The sequence below is a fragment of the Rhodococcus wratislaviensis genome, assembly GCF_041228765.1.
GTDB classification, from domain to species: domain Bacteria; phylum Actinomycetota; class Actinomycetes; order Mycobacteriales; family Mycobacteriaceae; genus Rhodococcus_F; species Rhodococcus_F wratislaviensis.
This window is the reverse complement of the sequence record NZ_CP150489.1, coordinates 138585-161019: the sequence shown is the minus strand read 5'-3', so window position 1 is coordinate 161019 and position 22435 is coordinate 138585. Positions and strand designations below refer to the sequence as shown.

Here is a 22435-nt window from a genome sequence, read left to right as displayed (position 1 = left end):
CGGTGATTCGCATACCGGCAGTGCACCCCGCAGCGCCGGAACCCGCGACAGGAGAGTGACATGACCGACATCAAGCCCGTCCTCGAGCCCGAGGCTGCCGAATTCGCGAAGGCGACCGACACGCCCCCGTTCCTGTTCCAGCTTCCACCGGCCGAGGGGCGCAAAACGGTCGACGAGGTCCAGTCCGGGGAGATCGACAAACCGGCGATCGACGAAGAGTGGATCACCGTCGAGGGCGGTCCGACCGGATCGGTGAAGGTGCGCATCGTGAAACCGGCAGGCGCCACCGGCACCCTTCCGGTCCTGTTCTTCATCCACGGGGCCGGTTGGGTGTTCGGCAACGCGCACACCCACGACCGACTGGTCCGTGAGCTCGCCGTCGGCGCCGACGCCGCGGTGGTGTTCCCCGACTACGACCTGTCCCCGGAAGCGAAGTACCCGACGGCGATCGAGCAGAACTACGCCGCCGCCCAGTGGGTGTTCGCGCACGGCGCCGAGAAGGGGCTCGATGCCACCCGGTTCGCGGTCGCCGGCGACTCGGTGGGCGGCAACATGAGCGCCGTCCTGACTCTGATGGCCAAGGATCGCGGCGATGTGCACATCACGCAGCAGGTGCTGCTCTACCCGGTGACCAACGGTGCATTCGACACCCCCTCGTACCACCAGTTCGCCGAGCACTACTTCCTCGCTCGCGAAGGCATGCAGTGGTTCTGGGACCAGTACACCAGCAACGAGTCCCAGCGTGCCGAAATCTACGCCTCACCGCTGCGCGCGACCGTCGACCAACTGCGCGGATTGCCCCCAGCCCTGGTGATCACCGCCGAGGCCGACGTGCTTCGCGACGAAGGTGAGGCCTACGCCGCCAAGCTCCGCGAGGCCGAGGTCCCCGTCACCCACGTTCGTGTCGGTGGCGTCATCCACGACTTCATGATGCTCAACGCGCTTCGCTCGACCCAGGGTGCGGCCGCCGCCATCAAGCTGGCGCAGGACACTCTCCGAACCGCCCTGCACTGATCGGTTACCGGTGGTCGCTCGGCGTCTGTCGAGCGACCACCAAACCGCTGCACCGCGGCATCCGCTGTTTCACCGATCCGCATCGACAGTCACGCGGAGTCCCGCGTCCACCTCGTACGTCCGGGGCCGAAATGACCGCGACATCAGACAATCTCGTGCGGCCCTGTACCCAGCTCGCCCGGATAACCCGTCCGCGGCACACGGCGTCACGGCGAGGTTCCGCCGTCACGCCCGCACCCGACCGGTCGAACTGCGCCACAGACACACCACCACCACCGCGCAAGTAAACCCACCGACCGCACAACCCGACTTCAGTGCCGCCCCTCGAAAGACCCGATCCCGGCACAGATCAGTCAGCCGCATACCTCGTAGGCGTCGGAAGTCGCCCTATGCACAACTTCGACCGGCTTCGGCGCGCGCGCAACGCGGCGTCCGATCCCATTCAGCGTCACCACCTACTCAACGAATGACCGAGGAGTCGCGCAGTGAGCGAACCCAGCCCAGCAGCCCGGACCACGAAACACGCAGTGCCCGAAGTATCTCCCTCGGTAGTCGCCGAACCCGTCACGCGGCGATTCCTTTGGCACCCGCGTACCTGGATAGCGTCCGTAACGATCCTGATCCTCCTCGGGCTCACGCTCCCCGCCGTCTACCTCGGCGGCACCATCGACCCGCAGGGTGACCTGAAGGACCTTCCCGTAGCGCTGGTCGTGGAGCCGCAGACCGTGCAACTCGGAGCCGCCAGCCCCGCCGACGCTGTGGCCGACGGCATCGAGCAACACGTCGACGACAACAAGATCACGCTGACGTCGATGTCCACCGACGAAGCCGACCACCAGATGCGAAACGGGCACATCGTCGGCATCATCCGAATCCCGAATGACTTCAATGCCCAGGTGGGCGCGCTGACCCGTCCCGGCCCGGGTGCGCCGACACATCCGGTTGTCCACTTGGACACCACGTCCCGGTCCGGTGCGATGACCGCCGGCATGTTCACCGGTAACGTCGGCCCGGTTGTCGAGGGGGTACGCACTGCACTCGGCCGGCAGCTCATGGCCACTGGTGGAGCACCTGTTGACACCGCCACCGCCACCGCCCTGGCGACTCCGTTCGCCATTGCCATCGCACCACTCGATCCGCTGCCCTCCCACACCGGCCTAGGCACCAGCGTCTTCTACCTGGCAATCGTCCTGATCATCGTGGCATTCATCGGCGCCTCCGCGGTACATCCACTCATTGACACCGTGATCGGGTTCATCCCTCAGGAGACAGGCCCCCGTGTCCGTCGCAACCCGTACCGCCATCTTTCCCGCACCCGCACCTTGATCCTCAAGTGGCTCGTGATGCTGGCTGCCACTCCACCAACGACGGCCGCGATCCTCCTCGTCGCCGGGCCGTGGCTCGGTATGCCGCTGATCTCACCGCTCACACTATGGCTCTTCGCGACCGCTACCGTCGCCGCGGTCGGCGTTGGTGGGCTGACCGTTTTCGCTCTGTTCGGATCCTTCGGTCCGCTCGTCAACACCTTCTTCTTCGTGGCATTGGCGATGACGTCGTCGGGTGGGGCCATCCCACTGCAAGCCACCCCGGACTTCTTCCGTGCGATCGCCCCATTCGAGCCGATGCGTGCAGTAGTCAACGGACTGCGCTCGATCCTCTACTTCGACTCGACGCCTGGCTCAGGAATGGAGCCCGCCTGGTGGTACCTACTGGTGCTTGCCGCGATCAGCATCGCGACCGGGCTGATAGCGACCCGCGTCTTCGACCGCTTCCCAGCCTTCACCCGGCTTCCAGACGACGGTGCGTCTCGCAGCGTCGACAAGGCTCAGCGCACAGAGGTGCACCAGGTCACCGCCTGAGAGCAGCCGGAATCACCGGTATTACCTGCGCCGGTAGGAAAGGAGGACCGCCGCCCGGGGAGCGCCCACTGGCGGTCGTCCGTACCGCCGCCGGGGCCGCACGATTGCGGATCACCGCGGACGCCTGGACCGGACCGAATTCGGCTCGCTGAGCTGAACACCGAACACCGGGGCCGCCCGAGGTACCAACCCCAGCACGGCCAGGCACACCGACCCGAACTCGAAGGAGACTCCACCATGACAGAGAACGCGCCAACCCGGATCGTCGTCTTCGGGGCCACCGGATACGCCGGTGGCCTGTCCGTCGAGGCGCTCGTGCGGCGAGGCGTGCGACCGGTGCTCTCCGCCAGATCGGAACACAAGCTCGCACACTTGGCGGCCGCGCACGGCGGCCTCGAGTATCGGGTCGCCGACGTCTCCGACCCCGCCAGCGTGCAGGCACTGATCGAGCCGGGCGAGGTGCTGGTAACCGGTGTCGGACCGTTCGAGCGGGTGGGATGGGTCGCGGCCGAAGCTGCCGCCCGATCCGGCGCGCATTACGTCGACTCCACCGGCGAGATCGGGTTCGTGCGCGAACTCCACCGCCGCCACGACGCCCTTGCCCGCGAGACCGGATCGGTAATGCTTCCCGCCTTCGGCTACGACTACGTTCCCGGGGTGCTCGCCGGTGCGCTCGCCGCCGAACAAGGCGGCGCGGCAACGTGGTCCCTCGACATCGGCTACTTCGCAACCGGACCTCTGTGGAAGGGGTTGAGCCAGGGAACCCGGAAGACGGTCGCAGAGGGGATGACCCTCCCGGTCACCGTGTACCGGGACGGGGCACTGGCAGACCGGCGCGCCGCCCAGGACGTCAGGCGCTTCACGGTGCGCGGTGCCACGCGGAACGCAATCCTCGCATCCGGCACCGAGGTGCTGCAGCTGCCGGCCCGGTACCCGGGGCTTCGCCAGGTGCGGGTGTTCAACGGATGGTTCCCCGAGCTCGCGCGACCCATGCAGGCCGCCTCGCTCCTGGCGACCACCCTGTCCCGCACCGCCCTCGGACGCCGCGTGCTCGACGGTGCCTTTGCACGGATGGCCGGCCCGGCCGGCGGTCCAGACGCGGCAGAGCGCGCCAAGACCCGGGGACTCGCGGTCGCAGTCGCCCGTGCGTCGTCCGGGAAGGTCCTGGCCGAAGTGGAGGTGGAAGGCCCATCCCCGTACACGGTCACAGCCGAACTCATGGCAATGGCAGCACACCGCCTGGCACTAGGTCTGGGACGAACCCCCGGTGTCGTCGGCCCGATCGACGGACTCGGCGCTGACGAGTTCCCCGCCGCCTGCGCCGAGGTCGGCCTCGCGCGCATCTGACTGGACGGCCTCGGCCCTACTCGCCGATAGGAGATAGACGATGTTGTCGTCCGGAAGGACTTGGCGCGCGAAGCTGAGTACGCGGCGCAGGAGAGAGGGATGCAGGTCACCGGCATCGGCTTCGGACCTTGGCACCGGATCCTGCGTGAGCGCTGGGGCGCTCATCGGTGGATTCTGCCCGGCGCGCCCGCTCCGACAATGCCGCCGCGGTCACGACACCGGCCACCGCGATCACGGCACCGAGGCTGCCGCGTGCCTGTGCCGCGCCTCGAGGACACGCTACCTGCCGGCGCCCTGCTGACGATGATCACATCATGCGTCGCGTCACTAACACCAGGCGGGTATGTAAGCGTTGTCAACACTTGCTAAATTGAGATTATGGCAACGACGACCCAGCCGTATCACCACGGCGATCTGCGCAACGCGCTGGTGCGCGCGGCGGTGGAACTCCTCGAGGAAGACGGAGCCGCCGAACTCTCGCTCCGCGCCGCCGCTCGACGCGCCGGCGTGTCCACGGCCGCGCCCTACCGGCATTTCTCCGACCGCGATGCGCTGCTGTCCGCCGTCGCCGCGGTGGGCTACCAAGACCTGGCCGGCCGGCTGACCGCAGCCCATCCCGCCCCGACCACCGCAGACGACCTCGCCGCGATCGCCATCGCCTACGTCCAGTTCGCGCTCGCCCGCCCCGGACTGTTCCGTGTCATGTTCGCCGAACCGTGCGACCCGACCAACCCTGAACGGGTAGCCGCGACAACGGCGATTCACGAGTACGTCAAATCTATTGTGCAGCAGACATTTCCCACTGCCGCCCCGGATGCGATGGCTGATGCGGTGTGGGCGCTGGTGCATGGTCTGGCGTTCTTGCACCTCGACGGCAAGTTCGATGCCATCTCCACCGGGGCCGTCGCCGAGCGAGTCCGCGCCGCGGTCCACGCGATCCTCGGGGCGTCGGGCTCGTTCGCAGCCCCGCCCGCCGCACAGCCCTGACACCACCTGTTCATTTGCCGAATTGAGGCGAGGATCAGTCGGGGCAGTCAACTCTGTGAGGGCACATACCGGACGTTGATCTGTTTGCATTCGGTCGGACGCCTCGGCGACGCCGACCTGGCCGACGGGCCGCGGTACTGCGACGACCATCTGTGTGGGATAGGCGACCCGGCCGGGGGAATCGCGGCGCGCTCACGACCGCTCCAACCCGATGCGCCGTGCAGCGGTTCCGGCTCGACGGCGGCGTTCGATCTCACGGATGATTCGGCGGCAGCGCAGTTCGAGGGCGACGACGGCAATCCCGAAGGTCCGGAAGGCGGCGTTGGTGGTCTGACGGTGGTAGTAGCGGTAGTAGATCTGCTGACAGATTCCGGCAAGTCGAAATAGGCCGAAGACCTCGTAGAACGCCCATTGTTCCTCGGTGACGTCGATTCGCGTCCGTTCGGCGTAGTGGGCGACGACCTCGCGTCGGGTGAGCATGCCGGGAACATGGGTGGGCTGGCGGCGGAACTGCCGGAACAGCCAGCCGTCGTCGGCTTGGACCCAGTACGCCAACGCGCTTCCCAGATCCATGAGTGGGTCACCAATGGTGGCCATTTCCCAGTCCAGCAACGCGACCGGGACGGTGGGGTCCGCCGGGTCGAGGACGATGTTGTCGAGTCGGAAGTCGTTGTGGATCAGTACCGCGGCACGGTCGGCGGGTTGGTTCACCCGCAGCCAGTCGATGACCCGGGCGAAGGACCCGACGTTGCGGGTGCGGGCCGCGGTGTAGCGCTTGGCCCAGCCCTCGACCTGCCGACTCACATAGCCATCCCCCTTGCCCAATGCCGCGAGTTCGGTCCCCTCGATCGGAACACAGTGCAGATCGACGAGCACGTCGACCACCCGGTGACACAGCCTGCTCACCTGCTCCGGTGCCTCCGCGTTTTCTCGGGGAAGATGCCTGCGGGGAATCGGCCCATCGACGCGCTCCATGAGGTAGAACGGGCTCCCGATCACGCCCGAGTCCTCGCACAGAGCGATAGTTTCCGGAGCGAGCGGGAAATGCGGACGCAGTGCGGTCTGCAGCCGGTACTCCCGCCCCATATCGTGGGCCCCGTCGGATTTAGTTCCCGCAGGCGGGCGCCGCAGGATCACCTCTCGTCCTGACGGAAACCTCAGCAGATACGTGAGGTTCGAGGCTCCCCCCGAGAACTGCGTGACCCGCGGGGTGCCCGACAGCTCCGGCGCCCACTGCGGGCCGACATGCTCGGGCAGCCAACCGGCGAGGGCGTCGACGTCGAAAGCATCCTCGCGGCGAACCTCGCCGGCGGCCTCGGGTCGGCGGTGGTGCTGCGTGTGCTCGCGGGCGCGCCTGCTCATGACAGTTTCCTGACCACCACGAGCGGCAGGAACCGCATCGCGGCACCCACGAGAACCCACGGCCAGACCGGTACGTAAGCCTTCTTGCGGCGCTTCTCGATCGCGGTGACCATAGCCTGGACGCCGGTGGCCGTGTCAACCAGGAACGGGGTGCGGTCGCGGACATGTGCGTTCATCTCCGAGGCGATGTAGCCGGGGTAGATGACCGAAATGTCGATGCCGCTGAGTCCTTCGGCGCGCAGCCCCTCGGCAGCCACGGCGACGCCAGCCTTACTGGCGGCGTAGGTGGTCATTGCCCGGCGCATACCTCGAACCGCCGACATCGATGAGATCAGCACCAGGTGTCCACGCCCTTGCCTCCGGAAGACCTCCATAGCGGCGTCGGCCTGAGCCAGTACTCCGACGAAGTTGGTCTCTGCCGTGATCTTGTTGGCGTTCCAGCCGCCGGTGCCGAGCGCGGCCCCCGTGCCGCTGCCGGCGTTCGCGATCAGTCGGTCGATACCGCCGAGGCGCCGATCGAGCTCGGCCACGACGGTATGCACCGCGTCACCATCGGTGACATCGAGCGCGGCAACCTCGACTCGACGATCGGGATGGGCGGCGAGAATCTCCTGACGAAGTTCGGCGAGTCGTTCCACCCGCCGCGCCGCCAACCCGAGGTCGTAGCCGAGGGCGGCGAACTGGCGGGCCATCTCCGCCCCCAAACCTGAACTGGCGCCGGTGATGACGATCGAACCACGCCGCTGCTGCCCCGCCCTCATCGGCTGGCCCCGTACTTGCCGAGCTCGACTCGCGCCACCATGCCCAGGTGCACCTCGTCGGGGCCGTCGGCGAGCCGGACCGCTCGGGCGGCGGTCCAGGCGCCAGCCAGCGGAAAGTCGCTGCTCAGACCGGCGCCGCCGTGCAGTTGAATGGCGAAGTCGATGACCTGCTGGGCCATGTTCGGCACCGCCACCTTGATCTGGGAGACCTCCGACAGCGCGTGCAGTGCCCCGCCTCGGTCGAGTTTCCACGCGGCATGCAGCACCAGCAGGCGTGCCGAGTCGATCGCGATCCGGGCCTGGGCGATGCGCTCGCGGTTGCCACCCAAGCTCGCCAGTGGCTTTCCGAACGCGGTGCGCTCCAATCCACGGCGACATGCGAGCTCGAGTGCATGCTCAGCCAAACCGATCAGGCGCATGCAGTGATGCACCCGTCCCGGACCCAGTCGCCCCTGGGCGATCTCGAAAGCGCGCCCCGGCCCGGCGATGATGTTCTCGACCGGCACCCGGACGTCGGTGAAGCTGACCTCCCCGTGTCCGTAGGGCTCATCCTGAAAGCCCATGGTGTCCAACAGGCGCTCCACCTTCACGCCGGGCGTTGCGACCGGCACCAGGACCATCGAGTGGCGGCGGTGGCGGTCGGCTTCGGGCGCAGTCACCCCCATCACCAGCAAGATCTGACAGTCCGGATGACCGACACCCGTCGACCACCACTTACGGCCGTTCAAGACGACCTCGTCGCCGTCGACGACCGCCGAAAGTTCCATGTTCGTCGCATCCGACGAGGCAACACCCGGCTCGGTCATGCAGAACGCACTGCGGATCTCTCCCGCGAGCAGGGGATCGAGCCACCGCGCTTGCTGCTCAGTGGATCCGTATTTGAGCAGTACCTCGGCGTTGCCGGTATCTGGCGCGTTGGAGTTGAAGACGTACGGCGCCAGGAACGAGCGGCCCATCGTCTCGGCCACCGGCGCGTAGTCGACGTTGCTCAGGCCGGTTCCACCGCGGGTGCCGTACCGCTCGGCATAGTCCCGCTCATGCCCCGCGGGAAGAAACAAGTTCCACAATCCCGCCGCCCGGGCCCGCGACCGCAACTCCGCCACAATCGGCAACTGGATCCATGGGTCGCCACCGCCGGCCCGCGGCTGCGCGACCTCCTGGTGATACTCGTGCTCGATCGGGGCGATGTGCTCGGCAATGAACCCGGAGACCGCCTCGGTCAGTTCCTGGGCGCGTGCCGAAGGTGTGAAATCCATGGCCCCAACGTATGGACGCGCCGTCCATCGAACTTGACGAATCGCGCCAACAATTTGACTGATCACGCCAACGGCCGCGACACTCTTCGCTATGGCGTGGGTGAGATCTGCAGGCCTGCGTGGCGTCCGCCACGTCATCGAGGAACTTGGCGGCGACGCTGATGAACTCGCGACCCGTGCAGGACTCCCCCTTGCCTCCCTGGACAGCGACGAACTCCTGGTCAGAGACACAGCCATGGCCGCGATGCTCGAACTCGCGGCCCAGAAACTGAACTGCTCCGATATGGGACTACGGGTAGCGCTGCGCCAAGATCTCGACCTGCTCGGCCCCCTGGCAATCGCCGTTCGCAATTCCCGATCGATCGCTGAAGCACTCGACTGCACTGCCAAATACCTCTTCGTCCACGCGCGCGGCCTCAGCGTCGCACTCGTCCCCGACCCGCGCGGCGTCCGCGGTGTCGTCGGCTGCCGCTACGGATACCCGCCCGGCGTCAGCGCCCCACCCCAGAGCATCGACATGGGACTCCTTTTCCTCCACCGCACGCTCCTCTACCTCAACGGCGGCAGCTACGGACTCCGCAGCGTCGAACTGCCCCATGCTGGGGTCGCACCCCTTGCCCGATACGAGTCGCTGTTCGGCACCCACGTCACATTCAACCGCGACGCCGCCGTGCTGCGTGTCCCCCAGTCGCTGTCCCGACAACCCATTGCCGGTGGCGATCGCACCACCCGACACCTGGCACTGACCTACCTCGAACAGCACCTCAGCCCTCCCGACCTAACCGTCACCACGCGCGCCAAGACCCTCCTGCGTCAGTCCCTCGGCACCAGCCACCTCAGCATCGAGGCGACCGCGAACCTCCTTGCCATGTCGACACGTTCACTTCAACGGCACCTCCATAGCGAGGGCACGAACTACGGCACAATCCTCGACGACGTCCGACGCGAACGCGCCGCGACCCTCCTCACCGAGACCCGATTGCCACTCACACAGATCGCCGCGACCATAGGGCTGGACAACCAAGCAACCCTCAGCAGGTACGCCCGCCGCTGGTGGAACACCACCGCCCGCCAGAAGCGGCAAACAGCATCGGATCCCACCTGAATCTCACGCCGAAAGCGACCACGCCACGAACCTGTATCGGACGGTGATCCTGCTTCGTCCTGTCCCGCTGGCGATGACCTTGTGAGAGAAGGAGTTGGGCGATCAACTGGCCCAGCGCAGCAGGCGCGGTGAGGACAATGACGTCCCCGGGGCGAACGCTCGTCGAGTCGGCCAAAGGCTGGCATCATTGCTCGCGACAGTTGAGCGCTCCCTACGGCGCCTACCGCGCCGTGGGAGCAGAGCGAATACCTGGCCACCACAACCGGCCCTCGACCTGATTGAAACCCTCGGACCAGGATTTCGCACGCCCCATCAGCAGTCGATGGCACTGCCTGGCGGTCACCAGAGGGTGAGGGGAAGTCCGGCCGTTTCGGCACACCGGATCCGCTCTTCGATGCTGTCGGGATCGTCGCCGCGCGCGAGTCCGGTGCGGATGGCGGCGGCGACCGCGCGGATGCGTCCGGCCGGGCCACGGACGTCGGCGAGGGGGCTGGCGAGATTGCGGCGCCGCAGGTGGTATTCGGTGCGGTTGACGGCGTTGGTGCCCAACCGCATGTGCGCGGGGTTGGTGCAGCCGGCGAAGTCGCATTGGTGACACAGCACCGTGTCGTCGGCGCCGGACCACCCCAGCCGCGGAATGACGCCGTACTCGAGCTGGTAAGCGAACAGGTGCGCGGGAACGGTGCCGCGGCGGGAGGGCCCGGGCAGGCTGGCCGCCCTAAAGGAGCCGTGACCGGTGGATGAGACACTCCCGAGCCACACCGTGCACCGGCCGCCCGGGCGTCGGTAGGTCTTCGCTTCGAATCGCGCCACGACGGTGGGGTCGTCGAGCCAGGACCGCCACAGCCGTTCGGGAATTCGGATCGGTTGCGGCTGGCCGATCAGTGCGAGTTGCTCGATCTCGGAGACCGCCGGGGAGGCGAGCATCCCCGGCAGCATCGGCGCGCTGGCGGCGGTGACCATGGTTCCCCTCCGCTCGCTGCTGATTGGTGCTGTTACCGGTGAGGGTAGGGGCGGGGACCGACACAACTCGCCCGCTGGTGCTCGGGTGCGGTATGTCAGCGGGGCGGATGTTCGACTCGCGCGGCGAGGTATTCGGCGTTGTCGCGGGCGGCGAGGGAGCTCCAGCGGGTCGCTGCACTGACGGAGATGCCGAGGAGGTCCGCCAGCACGGGTGCGGGCAGATCGGCGGCGAGCGCCGCCAACGCGGCGCCGCGGGCCGGCCGTACCGGGATCCCGGCGGTGCGCAGGAGGAGGGCGAGCCGGCCGGAATCGAGGTGTGCGCCGGGACGCAGGCCGGGTAACAACCATTGCGGCGTCGCCGACGACGTGGGCGCCCCGCGACGGCGGCGATCCGGCCTGCTGGTGAGCTCGGTGGTCAGCGCGGCGAGCGCCGGCGGCAGCAGGACGGGACGATCGCGCAACCGCAGGGTGCTGTCACCTCGTCTATCAGCGACGAGATCGCTGGCAGTGAGTTCGACGATGCGGGTGGGGATCTGACCGTAGAGCAGGACGAGCGCGCCAGCTACTCGGACTCGCAGGTCGAGGCCTTGGTCGGTCAGGCATCGGCGGAGCGCGGACCAGCGTTCGTCGTCGGCGAGAAGCTGGGAAGGAAGACCGTCACGGCCGAGCCAGGACACGTGCAGGTCGGCAGCACGATCGTGTTGGTGCGCCCAGCGCAGGAAGTCCCGCAGTCGGTGGCGGGTGCTGGCCCCCTCCCCCAGCCAGCGGTCGACATCGGCCTGAGTCGCGTCGGCGAGGGTGCGGTAATGGTCGGTGAGCCACGTCAGAAACTGAACGGCGACCTGGAGGCGGACACGCGCGTACTTGGGCGCGCTGACGCCGAGGTGCCCGCGTGCGGCGCGCCCGCGGGCCCGGCGCAGCACCGACCAGGACGCGTACGCGCGCACCGTGGCCGCGAGATCGGTGGGCAGGTCGGCGACGAGGGTGTCGAGCCACGGCGCAACCGAATCGACGGCGTTGTCCCGGGGATGAAGGGCACCGGTGTGGAGGAGGATGCTGCGCAGATGCTCGACCGGGATGTCGGTGCCGTGGTGGTCGAGCACGGCGAGGGTGATCGGGTCACCGGCGGCGACGAGTTCGCGGAGCAACCGGATCCAGGTGCTGTTACCGGCGAGCAGCCGATGTGCGGCTTCAGTCGCGTCCGGTTCGGTGAACAGGGCGTGCAGGCCGGTGAGCTGCGCCGAGATTTTCCCGTCGGGCCCGGTGAGGAGTTGGTGGCTGCGGAGGTGGGTGTCGCAGGCGAGGCAGTGGGTGCCGGCGACGAGGAGGTCGACGCGTCCGCAGCGGACGCAGTACCAGTTGCGGTCGTCGCCAGAGCAGGGACCGCACACCCGCCCCCCAGCGCCATCGTGGGCGACGAGCGGACGCCGCTGCCTGCACTGGGGTGCAAGGCTCCGGGTTACCCCGCAGGCGTCGATAGCAGGGCCCGCAGATACGGCCCAGCGGCAGCGTGGTGTGGATGGGCCGGACGTCGCCGCATTGCGCGCATCGGTGCGAGGGGCGTTGCCGGGCGCGGCAGCGGGAGCAGATCGGCCGGCCCTCTGTGGTGCGGCGGTCGCACGGTTTCTCCCTCCCGCAGCTGCTACACGCCGCAGTTGGCGGTGTCCAACAGCGGTAGCAGATCCAGGTACCGGCAGTGCGGTCGTCGACGCGGACATTCCTCGTGCTGCGGCCGCAGCGCCCGCAGTCGTGTACATGGTCGCGGCGGTAACAGCGCGGACAGAGCGGGCCTTCGTCGGTGACGGCGGCCGCGATCTGATTCTGACGGCCGCAGCCGCTGCAGGTGTACCGCTTGCGGGGACCACAGCTCTCGCATCGGTCACCTCCGGCGATCAGCAGTGCTTCGCACCGCGGCAGCCGGAGTGCCGTCGCCATCTCGGGATCCTGCACGGGACCATCAGCTACCTGGTGGTGCGCTCGTAGTTCCTCGGTGCACCCGAGCAGGCACGGGACGGTCTGGCCGAGATCGGCTTCGTCACAACCGCCCCCACCCACCAGAGGCGGGGATTGGAAACGCACCGATACAGTGCATCGTCGATCTTCCCAGCTACGACGAGTTCATCCTGCGCGACATCACCGACACCAACGCACCCGCGCTCGGTCTCTATCGCGAGTTCGTAACCGAATATCGCCGACGTCCCGTCCGCCTCGCGCGTCGCGTCGGCTTCAGCAACTACCTGTCGCTCCGCCTCAGCAGGGCGTAGACCCGCGCCTGCCACGATCGCTGATCGAGCACAGCGACAAGTTCTCACACTGGCCATGATTGGTAACCGACCAGAACATCTCCGCATGATGCGGCGGTGCTGATCACGCCGGACTCGTCGAACCGGCAAACCGTGAACGACTTGGTGCGGATCCACGGCCGAGACCGGACTCGACAGGACCGTCGATGTCTCGCGCACCAGACCGCGACCACCCTGGTCCTGCGCACACATCCAATGTCGTCCCGAGTGACACGAAACCTAGAAAGTGACACGCGAGTGACATGAAATCTGGAAAGTGACGCCGCTTCGCGGAACCTACTGGCGAGGACAGCCGATCGGGGGACCGCCTCCGAGGAAATGTCATTCCCGCAGTTCACTTGCCGATTTGGAGGGGGCGGGAGCAGCCGTGGGCTGGTCCTATCGGATGTGCACCCGGGTGTGCGCCATGGGACCGAGCGTGAAGTAGATGGGCGGCGGACACAGTGCGATGGAGGGCAAGAAGGTGGGCACCTCCGGCCCCCAACACGGTGATGGCGTTGACGGGATAAACAATGTTGGTGAACGGGACGCACACCAGTTCCAATTGGTGAGTATTCACCGATCCGGGTGCATTGGTCGACCTGGCACCACCGACCGCGAAGAACTGCATGTCGCACCCACTCGGAGCTGGGGCAGCGTGTGCGGGCGCCGCGTTCGAGGATAGGGCGGCGGCCGCCGTGGACGCGACGAAGGCGAGCCGCAGGAACCGAGACATGAGCCCTCCGGTGTTGCGGGCCCGACCCACCGCACATTCTCCCAGGTCAGGTATCGCTGCCGCGGTCCATCCGACGAATCCGCTCACGGCGGGCATGTCTGGCCAGCAGGTGTTTCCGGCTGGTCGGGGCGCGGAACATCTCGTCGAGCATCTGGTTCTCGATGTCTCCGCGGGAGCGGAGGATGCGTTTGGCCGCGAGATACACCAACTCCTGCCGGTCCGAGCCGAGCCGGTCGGCGAGGGCGTCGAGGTGCGCGAGGAGTTCGTCGTCGAGGGCGAGGTCGACCCGGGCGGTACGGTGCGCCGGGCGCAGGTCATGCACGGGCGCAACGTTTTCCAGGTCACCAGCGAGATCGCCAGAGTTGTCGAGGAGTCGGCGCACCGCGACGCGCACCAGCGCTGAGCTGAGCCGTGTGCCGTGCCGGTCGGCGAGCCGGTCGATGTCGCGTCGGGCCGACGGGCGAAGGGACACCTTGAACTTCTCGTCGAGCCCGGACACGCCGGCCTCGTCGAGCAGGGTCGGCCGGTAATGGCCGGGGGCGGTGAGGAAGCGGTGCACCGCCACCGCGACCAGGTCCCGAGGCGACGCCTCGTGGCAGGCGGCGAGGGCGCGGAAGCGGGCGGCCGTCAGAGAGTCCAGTTTCAGGGTGACCGGGTGATGCGGGAGCGCGCGGGCCTGGGCATCGGCCCGGCGTGCCTGCGCGAGAGCCTCATCGGCCGCCGGGTACGCGATGAGTCGGCGAATTCCGACGCGGAGCAGCGCGGAGACCCGGCGGGGGCCGTACTCGTCTGCCAGCTCCTCCAGGCGACGTTTGGTGTCCTCGTCGAACCGGAAGACGTGCCGGCGCCCGAACGGGTTCCCCTGCGGACTCGGTGCTCGACTGGGCGTGTGGGCAGGTTGGTCGGCCGCGGCCTGCCGACGGCGGGCGTCCCGGGCGAGGAGCCTGGCCCGGTTGGCGTCCCCGCGGTAGATCTCTTCGGTCACCGCCTTCTCGAGGCCCCGCGGGTTCGCCAGGAGCTGGCGGGCGGCCAGGCGCATCAGTTCGGCTCGGTCGGAGTCGAGTTGGTCGGCAAGGGTGTCGAGTTGGTCGCGCAGGTCGTCATCGAAGTGCACGTTCGTGCGCGGGCCGAGGACTTCCGGGGTCAGGTCGCGGGCGGCGCCGATCGTGGCCAGGTCGGCGGCGAGGTCTCCCAGGTCGTCGAGGAGTCGGCGGACCGCGACCCGGATCGCTGCGGCGGTGAGGGCGTCGCCGTTGCGGCTGATCAGCTTTTCGAGGCGGACCAGCGTGGAGCGGTTGAGGTACACGCGGGTGCGGCAGGTCAGATCGGTGCGGGCGTCTTCGCGGAGCACCGGGTGGCGGAATCGGCCGGCCGCGGTGAGGAAGCGGTGCAGTGCGACGCGGACGATCGCGCTGCGGTCGGTGTGAAACTCGTGGGCGAGTTCGTGGAGGCGAGTGTTGGTGGCGGGGTCGAGGTCGAGAGGCCGCTCCCCCCAGGGGATGCGGCGGGCGTCGGCGGAGGCGCGGCGGGCCTGGGCCAGGGCGTCGGGCACCCGGTCGGGGTCGGCGAGAAGTCGTCGGGCGGCCACCCGCACCAGCGCCCCGAAGCGGCGCGGGCCGATGCCGGCGGCCACCTCCTCGAGGCGTTGTTTGGTGGTCGGATCGAGCCGGAGCGGGATCGGATCCCCCACCGGTACGCGGCCCATGTTTGTCTCGCTCATCACCGGCAATTGTTCCGGTAGGGCCGGGGACCGCGAGTCGCACCCCACGGCGCCCGACCGCCGCCACGATCGGTCACGGCGCCTCGGCGAGCCGGTAGCTGCGAAATGCGGTGCACCCCAGCATCCGGGGGCGGGTGCTGGCGGTCGCGGGGAGTGTGACTGATACTCAGGAGAGGTTGAGCGGTTTGTACGGGGCCGGGGGTGGCGGGGTGTACTGGCTGACCGGGACGCCGCCGATCGTGCCGAACTGGTCGAGGTCCATGCGGAACACGATTCCGCGCTCGGGATCCCACTCGTAGGTGCCGAAGCCGTTCTCGGTGTGCTGCGGCACATTGTCGGCGGGCTCGGTCTGGTTCTCGTCGCTGCTCGGCGCGGGTTCCGTCATGTCACCAACTTTACAATGCTGCATTGTTATGTTGCAATCCGGTTCGAATAGCTCATTCATATCACTGGCTCGGCCCCGGTCGGCCGATACCAGCGGGTTCACTGATCGGTGCCGGCGCGTGGCGACGGGGTTTCCGCCAAGTGGGTGAGGGTCTCCCCCACTGCGGAGGCGAGTTCGTCATCGGTGGGGACGAGTTCCCTCACCGGTGCGGGCAGGGTGTCGTAGGTGTAGTCGGCGACCGCCAACGGTGCGGTGGTTCCCGCCAGGGAGTAGCGGACGACGTTGTCATTGCGTCCGGCGCACAGCAGGATCCCGATGGTCGGCGCGTGCTGGTTGTGGTCGCGCAGGTTGTCGTCGATCCAGGACACGTAGAAGCCGAGCTTGCCGACGTACTCGGGCTCGAAACGGCCGACCTTCAGCTCGACGACGACGAAGCGGGCCTGGATCCAGTTGAAGAACAGCAGGTCGATGTAGAAGTCGTCGCCGTCGACGTCGAAGTGGTACTGCCGGCCGACGAACGCGAAGCCGTGCCCGAGCTCGAGCAGGAACCGTTCCAACCGGGCCATCAGCGCGGCCTCGAGCTCTCGCTCCGCGACCCGATCGGTCAGATCCAGGAAGTCGAAGACGTACGGGTCGCGGACCAGTTGCTGCGCCAGGTCGGAGTCACCGGTGGGCAGGTGGTCGGTGAAGTTCGATGGTGCTGCCCCGATCCGCTGGTCGAGTCGGTTGCGGATCTGATGGGATAGGACGTTGCGGGACCAGCCCCGCTCGAACGCCGCGGCCGCGTACCAGTCGCGGGATTTCTGGTCGTCGAGACGGTCGATCAGCACGGTCACGTGTCCCCACGGGATTTGTCCAACAGCTTGTTGGACGAATGCGCTCCGGGGCCAGGCCGAGGCGATCTTCCGCATGTAGTGCAGATTGCTGCGGGAGAACCCGCGCATCTCGGGGAACTCGGACCGCAGGTCGACGGCAAGTCGGTCGATGACCTTGCTCCCCCACCCCTCGGCTGCCTGGCGGTCCAGGATCGCGCGGCCGATGTCCCAGTACAGCAGGAGCAACTCGGTGTTGACCACTCGTGTGGCCCGGACCCGGGCTTGGCGGACCTGGGTTTTGAGGTGCTCGAGGAAGTCGCGGTAGTCGTCGGGCAGCAGTGGAGAGTCACTCACCCTCCCATCCTCCCGTACGACCGGAAACGCGAATGTTGGGCACCGCCGATACGTACCGTGCATTGCGGACGGATCACGCGTGGTCGACTCACGGGTCGATTGCGGGTGCGAGGAGTGTGGCCAGTTGTTTGCGGGCGCGGTGGATTCGGGTTTTCACGGTCGCGACGGTGACGCCTTGGTGTTCGGCGATGTCGGCGTACGGCAGGGAGGCGAATTCGGCGAGCACGATGGCGACGCGGAAGTCTTCGGGGAGTTGGGCGAGGGCGCGGCGGACCGCGTCGATGGTGGTGATTTGCTCGTCGAATCGGGGTGTGGGATCTTCGAGCAGGATGCCGTATTCGCCGTCGGTGTCGTCGAGGCTGTCGGTGTTCTTGCGGCGTCGGACGACCGCGAGGGCGGCGTTGGCGGCGATGCGGTGCAGCCAGGTGTTGAAGCGGGCGTCGCCGCGGAATTTCGGCAGGTTCTGCCAGGCGGCGGTGAGTGTGTCCTGCAGGGCGTCTTCGGCGTCGTGGGTGTTGCCGGTGATCTGCAGGCACACGTGCCAGGCGTTGGTGCGGTAGCGGCCGGCGAGTTCGGCGAAGGCGTGGCGATCGCCGGCTTTGCACGCCGCGATCAGGTCCGCGTCGTCCATGTCTCGTCCCCCCGTGCCGTGATCACTGTCGTTGCCGCCCCCGGGCGCCGAGGGAATCGTACCCGCCGTCACATACAGCCGCCGGAGCCAGGAATTCGGTGTCCGACCGCGCCCGGGGCGGTGGGGACGTGCTGGTGGTCAGAGCGGGTCGATGTCGTGGTGCCCGCCGAGGTCGATGCCGAGGTCGGCCGGGTCGTCGGCGCCGAGGGTGGACGGGTCGACGCTGTCGTCGCCGAGATCGAGATCCTGCCCGGCGGGTAGGTCGAGATCCGGGTCGTCGGCGGCGTCGGTATCGAGGTCCGGGTTTGGGACGTTGCCGTCGTCAGCATCGGTGTCGAGGTCGGTGTCGTCGTCGAGCAGGATGATGTCGTCGTCCTCGGGTACGACCGGTACGTCGTCCGTGTCGGGGACGAGGTCGGCGTCGACGGGTGCGGTGGTGGGGTCGAGGGCGATCTCGAGGGCGCGCGCCCACACATCGTCGGGCACGGGCGGCAGGGCGCCCGATACCCCCAGTGCTGCAAGGACGGAGTCGTCGTCCACTGCTGCTCTCACCTCGTTTCCCTCAGTATGTCGGCGCCGACACAGACGCCCGCACTCGTTGGATGCACCGGACCGGCGAAAGGTTCCCGCCGAACCGACCGCATCTTTTGGAGCACCGCCACCCGATGTCGGTGATGGCCTCTCCAGTGTGCACGCCCAACCTGTTGTCGGTGGGTAGCGACTACCGCTACAGGTCGATCATCGCCCACCGGCGATCGGGTGCGGCCACCGACATTTCCACCGGGTCCGGGTGGTCGGCCAGGTCGGGATCGGGGGTGTCGGCGACCAGCATTTTGCAGCCCGAGTCCGCCCAGGCGTCCTCGAACTGGTCGATGGGCACCTCGAGCTGGTTTCCGTTCGGGGCGCCGGGGTCGGAGAGGATCACCACTCCGCGGGTTTCGTCGATGCCGGCGACGACGAGGAAGTGGTCGGCCGTCTCGTCTTCCCCGGCTTCTTGGTCCGGGTTCCAGATCTCCCCGGAGTCGACCATCGCGATCACCCCGTAGCCGTCTTCGAGCTTGGTTTTCAGGTCGTCGATGGAACTGTCCTGCACGGTGCAGGGCACCCCTTGGTCTTCGAGGAGGATCTCGAGGTTCGGCAAGGTCATGCCCTGCGCGGGCTCGCCGTCCTGCATGAGTCCGAGTTCGAGTGCCCGGTCCACCAACTGTTGGGGGTCGTCGATGACGACGCCGGTGTACTGGGCGATCACCTGCGCGGCGCTCGATGGCCCGCAGTAGCCGTCGACCTGCTGGAAGAACCAGTTCACCGACCATTCCACCGGGTCCCCGTACACCCCGTCCCCGCCAGCACCGTCGACCGCGGACTCCGGTGCGGTGTCCGGGTCGGCCGCCGGTCCGGTCGCGTCCTGCGGCGGTGACAGTTCCGGGGGTTCGGCGAGATCCGGGTCGAGGGCGCTCAGGTCGATGACGGACAGATCCACCGGTCCCGGCCCGTCGGCGACCTCCGCGAACGGGTCGTCCTCAAAGACCGGTTCGGGGATCGCGTCGAGGCTCTCGTCGATCGGGACCGGCGCGCCGAGGTAGGTGTCGTCGTCGAGTGGGCTGGCGGACCAGGCTGCTGCGTCCAGGTCCGCGGCGATGTCATCCATTCGGTACTCTCCCGGTGTGAGGTTCGGCCGCAACATAAATCGGGTGGGTGCGGGGTGTGCTGCGCGCCCACCGGCCGTTCGAGGTTGGTGGGCGCCGCCGGCGCGGCGCCGCCCAGGTGTGTTGGGTCAGGCCAGGTCGGTGGCGGTCTGGTCGGCCGGCGTCTCGGTCGGGTACGTACCGGCTTGCTCGTGGTAGTGGTCCTCGGCGGGGATGAGGGCTTCGAACTGCTCGATCGACCCGAGGTGCCCGTCGGTGGCGGTGTCGAACGACTCCTGGGTGCCGTCGTTGTCGGTGTCGGCGGTGCGCAGGTCGAAGGTGCCGTCACCGTTGGTGTCGACCAGGGTGTCGTTGGTGATGCCGTCGAGGTCAGTGTCGAGGAGGGCGGTGTCGAAGCGGCCGTCGCCGTTGCTGTCGATCAGGTGCACGTCCGGGTTGCCGTCGGCGGTGGTGTCGAGCCGAGTGTCGGTGATCCGCCCGTCCTCGATGACGTCCTGGCGGACCGGTGCGCCGGTGGCCGGGTCGAGATGGGTCGCGAGATCGACGGTTCCGTCGTCGTCGAGGTCGTCGGCGAGGCGGATCCCGGTGGCGGTGGGGGCGATACCGGTTTCGTAGGTGCCGTTGCCGTCGGTGTCCTGCTCGACGAGCGTGATGGAGCCGTCCTCGTCGATGTGGGTGATTGTTTCGACCCCCTCGATGCGGGTGTGGATCAGGTCGACGTTCCCGTCGCCGTCGACGTCGCGCGGCGAGTAGTACTCCCCGCCGGTGCCGGCGCCCGGATCGGGTTCGCCGGCGGTGCCGGATCCGAGGTCGGTGTCGCCGGCGGTGCCGGATCCGAGGTCGGTGTCGCCGGCGGTGGGGCCCGGAGCGGTACCGGCTCCGACCGGATCGGCTGTCACCGGCGGCTGCTCGCCCGCGGCGGGGGCGGTGGTGTAGGTGGCGTCCTGCGGGTCCCCGGTCAGGTTGGGGCTGGGGCTGGGCGAGGTGGTGCCGGTGGTGGTCGGGTTGTCCTGTGCGCCGCGGGGGTTGCTCATCTCGAATCCTTGTCCGTCGAAGGTATTGGCCGGGAAGCGAAGTTTCCCTGTTGTCGAGAGTTGGATGCGGTGAGTGCCCCGAAAGGTTCCCGGCCTGCCCGAAAAACTTTGCGGCCGGCCGTGACCGGGGGCGAAAGGCCTGCACAGACAACTGCGCCCGCCCCGAATCAGACGGGGCGGGCGCAGGATGTCTCTGCGGCTGCGGTGGGAGTTAGTTGATCAGGCCGGCGCGGGAGAGGAACGTCTTCGCGCCGTCGAGGCCCTGGGCGTCGCTGAAGCTGGCCATCACCCCGGTCGAGCTGTTGGCGTACCAGATCGCGTAGGTGTTCGCGTAGCCCGGACCGTCGATGTGTGCGGCCGCGGTCCGCGGGATGTTCTCCACGATCTCGTTGTCGGTCGAGGTGGTGTCGTTCTGGAAGCCCTGCCGGATGCCGAGGACCCGCTTTTTCGCCTCGGCGGCATCGACGCTGACGATGATCGATTGGTAGTCCTGGTCGGAGATCCCGGCGGTCAACGCGGTGCCCTCTTTCAGGGTGCATTGCATCTGGAGGCCACCGTTCTCGGTTTCCCCGTTGGTTTTGCAGTTCTCCAGATCTGTTCGCAATGCGGCCGGAAGGGCTGCCAGTACAGCCTCTTTCGTGGTCGGGACCTGAGTGTTTCCGGTTCCGGAGGCGCCGGCCTGCGCCGCGTTGGCGGTGTCACCGGCGGCGGCGGCGGTGTCGGCGGGCGGCACCTGGTCGGCGGCGCCCTTGTCGCCGGTGAGGGCAATCGCTCCGATGACGCCGGCGGCGATCACCACGGCGGCGGCCGCGGCGCCGATCACCGTCCACTTCTTTCTACCCGTACCGGTGCCCGCTGGCGCCGGCGTGGGTGTGGGTTGCCATGTCGCCGTCGTCCGGTCCGGACCGGACGACGGGAGGGGTGCCGTTGCCGGCGGCGCGCCCGGACTGTCGGGCGGCGACGGCGGGGTGGGATGGGTGTACCGCGCCCCGGCTCCCCCTGCGGCGGCGGTGTTGCCGAGGCCGCGGACGATCGGCGCTGCGGCCGCGATCGCCCCCTGCGCGACGACGGTTTTCGGGTCGTCGAGGGTGGCGATCGGCCCGAGTGCCTTGAGGTGTTCCTGCACGATCGGGATGCGGGAGGAGCCTCCGGTCAGATACAGCGCGTGCAGCCCGCTGGGGTCGGTGACGTGGGCGTCGGCGAGGGTAGCCCGGGTGAGGGTGACCGCCTTCTCCAATGCCGGGGTGATGAGTTCCTCGAACTCTTCGCGAGTGATCTGGAACTTCTCGGTGTGCCCGCCGCCGGCGACGGTGATGGTTGCCGACGGTGCCTCCGAGAGCAGTTCCTTGGCGCGGCGGATCGAATCGTCGAGGGCGTGCCGGATGTCGATCGGTGCCGATCGTAGGTAGTCACCCAGTTCGGGGTTGCGGGCGTCGAGTTGTTCGTCGACCCACCGGCGGATGTAGGCGTCGAAGTTCTTGCCGCCGAGGCCGTTGTCGCCGCGCGCGGCGACCACGTCGAAGGTGCCGTGGTCGTTGGCGGCCAACACGGCGATGTCGAGGGTGCCGCCGCCGAAGTCGAATACCGCGATCTTCGCGCCTGGGGGCAGGGTGTTCGACCGCGAATAGTAGTGCGCCGCTGCCCGTGGTTCGGACACCGTGGTCACCTGGGAGGGGTCCAGCCCGAGTTGGGCGGCGGCGTCCAGGAGTACCTGGATCTCGCGTGGGGACCAGGCCTCCGGGTGGGTGAGCACCAGCTGGGCGGGGGCCTGCCCGGCGTGTGCGGCGCGGGCCCGGGCCATGACCGAATCGAGGACCGCGGCGACCGGTACCGATGAGGGGATGGCGTAGCCGTTGACGTTTACCACGCCCTGGCCGATCACGCGCTTCGGTGAGGGCATGTAGGCGGCGGGGTTGGTTTCGGCGCGGTTGGTGGCCACGTCTCCGACCGCGATCTGGTGTGGCGATTCGACGAACACCGCCGAGGACATGGTGGTGCGGTTGTGGCTGAGTTGCAGTGCTTCCACGGCGCCGCTGACTGCGCCGGTGTGGGCGGCGGCGGTGTTGGAGGTGCCGAAGTCGATCCCCAGCAGCCAGTCCGGCCTAGACATTGATACCCCTCGTGATCGAACCCCACGGATTACGCCCGGCGGCCTGTGCAGCGCGGCCGCGCCCGGGC

General features: G+C 68.1%; 18 protein-coding genes. 5 read left to right on the top strand and 13 right to left on the bottom strand.

Going from position 1 to position 22435, the window contains the following annotated elements; all coding sequences use genetic code 11:
* Nucleotides 1-60 precede the first annotated feature (60 nt).
* The 4 genes from WKC72_RS39645 (at nucleotide 61) to WKC72_RS39630 (ending at nucleotide 5207) form a co-directional block, all read left to right on the top strand.
* The gene (locus WKC72_RS39645; protein ID WP_011595762.1) at nucleotides 61-1014 is read left to right on the top strand and encodes an alpha/beta hydrolase; all 954 of its coding nucleotides are present in this window, start codon (nucleotides 61-63) and stop codon (nucleotides 1012-1014) included.
* Between the two features lie 527 nt (nucleotides 1015-1541).
* Nucleotides 1542-2873, top strand: a complete 1332-nt coding sequence (locus WKC72_RS39640; RefSeq protein ID WP_370185328.1) for a YhgE/Pip domain-containing protein — start codon at nucleotides 1542-1544, stop codon at nucleotides 2871-2873.
* Nucleotides 2874-3110: 237 nt separating this feature from the next.
* On the top strand, nucleotides 3111-4220 hold the full coding sequence (locus WKC72_RS39635) for a trans-acting enoyl reductase family protein (protein ID WP_370185327.1): 1110 nt from the start codon (nucleotides 3111-3113) through the stop codon (nucleotides 4218-4220).
* A 378-nt stretch (nucleotides 4221-4598) separates the two neighbouring features.
* Entirely contained in the window at nucleotides 4599-5207 is a 609-nt protein-coding gene (locus WKC72_RS39630; protein WP_011595759.1) for a TetR/AcrR family transcriptional regulator, read from the top strand.
* A 192-nt stretch (nucleotides 5208-5399) separates the two neighbouring features.
* Here the strand turns inward: WKC72_RS39630 and WKC72_RS39625 are convergent, their stop codons facing one another.
* Genes WKC72_RS39625 through WKC72_RS39615 form a run of 3 tightly spaced genes read right to left on the bottom strand, consistent with a single transcriptional unit; the run spans nucleotide 5400 to nucleotide 8586 of the window.
* The gene (locus WKC72_RS39625) at nucleotides 5400-6569 is read right to left on the bottom strand and encodes a phosphotransferase family protein (RefSeq protein WP_370185325.1); all 1170 of its coding nucleotides are present in this window, start codon (nucleotides 6567-6569) and stop codon (nucleotides 5400-5402) included.
* On the bottom strand, nucleotides 6566-7330 hold the full coding sequence (locus WKC72_RS39620; RefSeq protein WP_370185324.1) for an SDR family oxidoreductase: 765 nt from the start codon (nucleotides 7328-7330) through the stop codon (nucleotides 6566-6568). Before WKC72_RS39620 ends, WKC72_RS39625 begins: the two co-directional genes overlap by 4 nt.
* Nucleotides 7327-8586 carry an acyl-CoA dehydrogenase family protein gene (locus WKC72_RS39615; RefSeq protein ID WP_370185530.1) on the bottom strand — a complete coding sequence of 420 codons (1260 nt, stop codon included), beginning with the start codon at nucleotides 8584-8586 and terminating at the stop codon, nucleotides 7327-7329. Before WKC72_RS39615 ends, WKC72_RS39620 begins: the two co-directional genes overlap by 4 nt.
* A 91-nt stretch (nucleotides 8587-8677) precedes the next feature.
* On the opposite strand from WKC72_RS39615, the gene WKC72_RS39610 reads away from it, so the two are divergent.
* A complete protein-coding gene (locus WKC72_RS39610; protein ID WP_370185322.1) occupies nucleotides 8678-9691 on the top strand; it encodes an AraC family transcriptional regulator ligand-binding domain-containing protein in 1014 nt (337 codons plus the stop codon).
* A 339-nt stretch (nucleotides 9692-10030) separates the two neighbouring features.
* Here WKC72_RS39610 and WKC72_RS39605 read toward each other — a convergent pair whose 3' ends face one another.
* The 10 genes from WKC72_RS39605 to WKC72_RS39560 all read right to left on the bottom strand — a co-directional run bounded on the left by WKC72_RS39605 (nucleotide 10031) and on the right by WKC72_RS39560 (nucleotide 22367).
* Nucleotides 10031-10654 (bottom strand): hypothetical protein, encoded by a 624-nt coding sequence (locus WKC72_RS39605; RefSeq protein WP_370185319.1) that lies wholly within the window; start codon nucleotides 10652-10654, stop codon nucleotides 10031-10033.
* Between the two features lie 95 nt (nucleotides 10655-10749).
* Nucleotides 10750-12045: a hypothetical protein gene (locus WKC72_RS39600; RefSeq protein ID WP_370185318.1), complete on the bottom strand. Its 1296-nt coding sequence runs from the start codon at nucleotides 12043-12045 to the stop codon at nucleotides 10750-10752.
* A gap of 1673 nt (nucleotides 12046-13718) precedes the next feature.
* Nucleotides 13719-15392, bottom strand: a complete 1674-nt coding sequence (locus WKC72_RS39595; RefSeq protein WP_370185317.1) for a CopG family transcriptional regulator — start codon at nucleotides 15390-15392, stop codon at nucleotides 13719-13721.
* A 166-nt stretch (nucleotides 15393-15558) separates the two neighbouring features.
* Nucleotides 15559-15777, bottom strand: a complete 219-nt coding sequence (locus WKC72_RS39590; protein ID WP_370185315.1) for a hypothetical protein — start codon at nucleotides 15775-15777, stop codon at nucleotides 15559-15561.
* Nucleotides 15778-15875: 98 nt separating this feature from the next.
* On the bottom strand, nucleotides 15876-16946 hold the full coding sequence (locus tag WKC72_RS39585; RefSeq protein WP_370185313.1) for a YhcG family protein: 1071 nt from the start codon (nucleotides 16944-16946) through the stop codon (nucleotides 15876-15878).
* A gap of 88 nt (nucleotides 16947-17034) precedes the next feature.
* Nucleotides 17035-17577: an RNA polymerase sigma factor gene (locus WKC72_RS39580; RefSeq protein WP_370185311.1), complete on the bottom strand. Its 543-nt coding sequence runs from the start codon at nucleotides 17575-17577 to the stop codon at nucleotides 17035-17037.
* Between the two features lie 138 nt (nucleotides 17578-17715).
* Nucleotides 17716-18129, bottom strand: coding sequence for a hypothetical protein (locus tag WKC72_RS39575; RefSeq protein WP_370185309.1), 414 nt, complete (start codon nucleotides 18127-18129; stop codon nucleotides 17716-17718).
* 175 nt (nucleotides 18130-18304) lie between these two features.
* Nucleotides 18305-19225: a C39 family peptidase gene (locus tag WKC72_RS39570; RefSeq protein WP_370185307.1), complete on the bottom strand. Its 921-nt coding sequence runs from the start codon at nucleotides 19223-19225 to the stop codon at nucleotides 18305-18307.
* 126 nt (nucleotides 19226-19351) lie between these two features.
* Nucleotides 19352-20257, bottom strand: coding sequence for a hypothetical protein (locus WKC72_RS39565; protein WP_370185305.1), 906 nt, complete (start codon nucleotides 20255-20257; stop codon nucleotides 19352-19354).
* Nucleotides 20258-20468: 211 nt separating this feature from the next.
* Nucleotides 20469-22367 (bottom strand): Hsp70 family protein, encoded by a 1899-nt coding sequence (locus tag WKC72_RS39560; protein WP_370185303.1) that lies wholly within the window; start codon nucleotides 22365-22367, stop codon nucleotides 20469-20471.
* Nucleotides 22368-22435 lie beyond the last annotated feature (68 nt).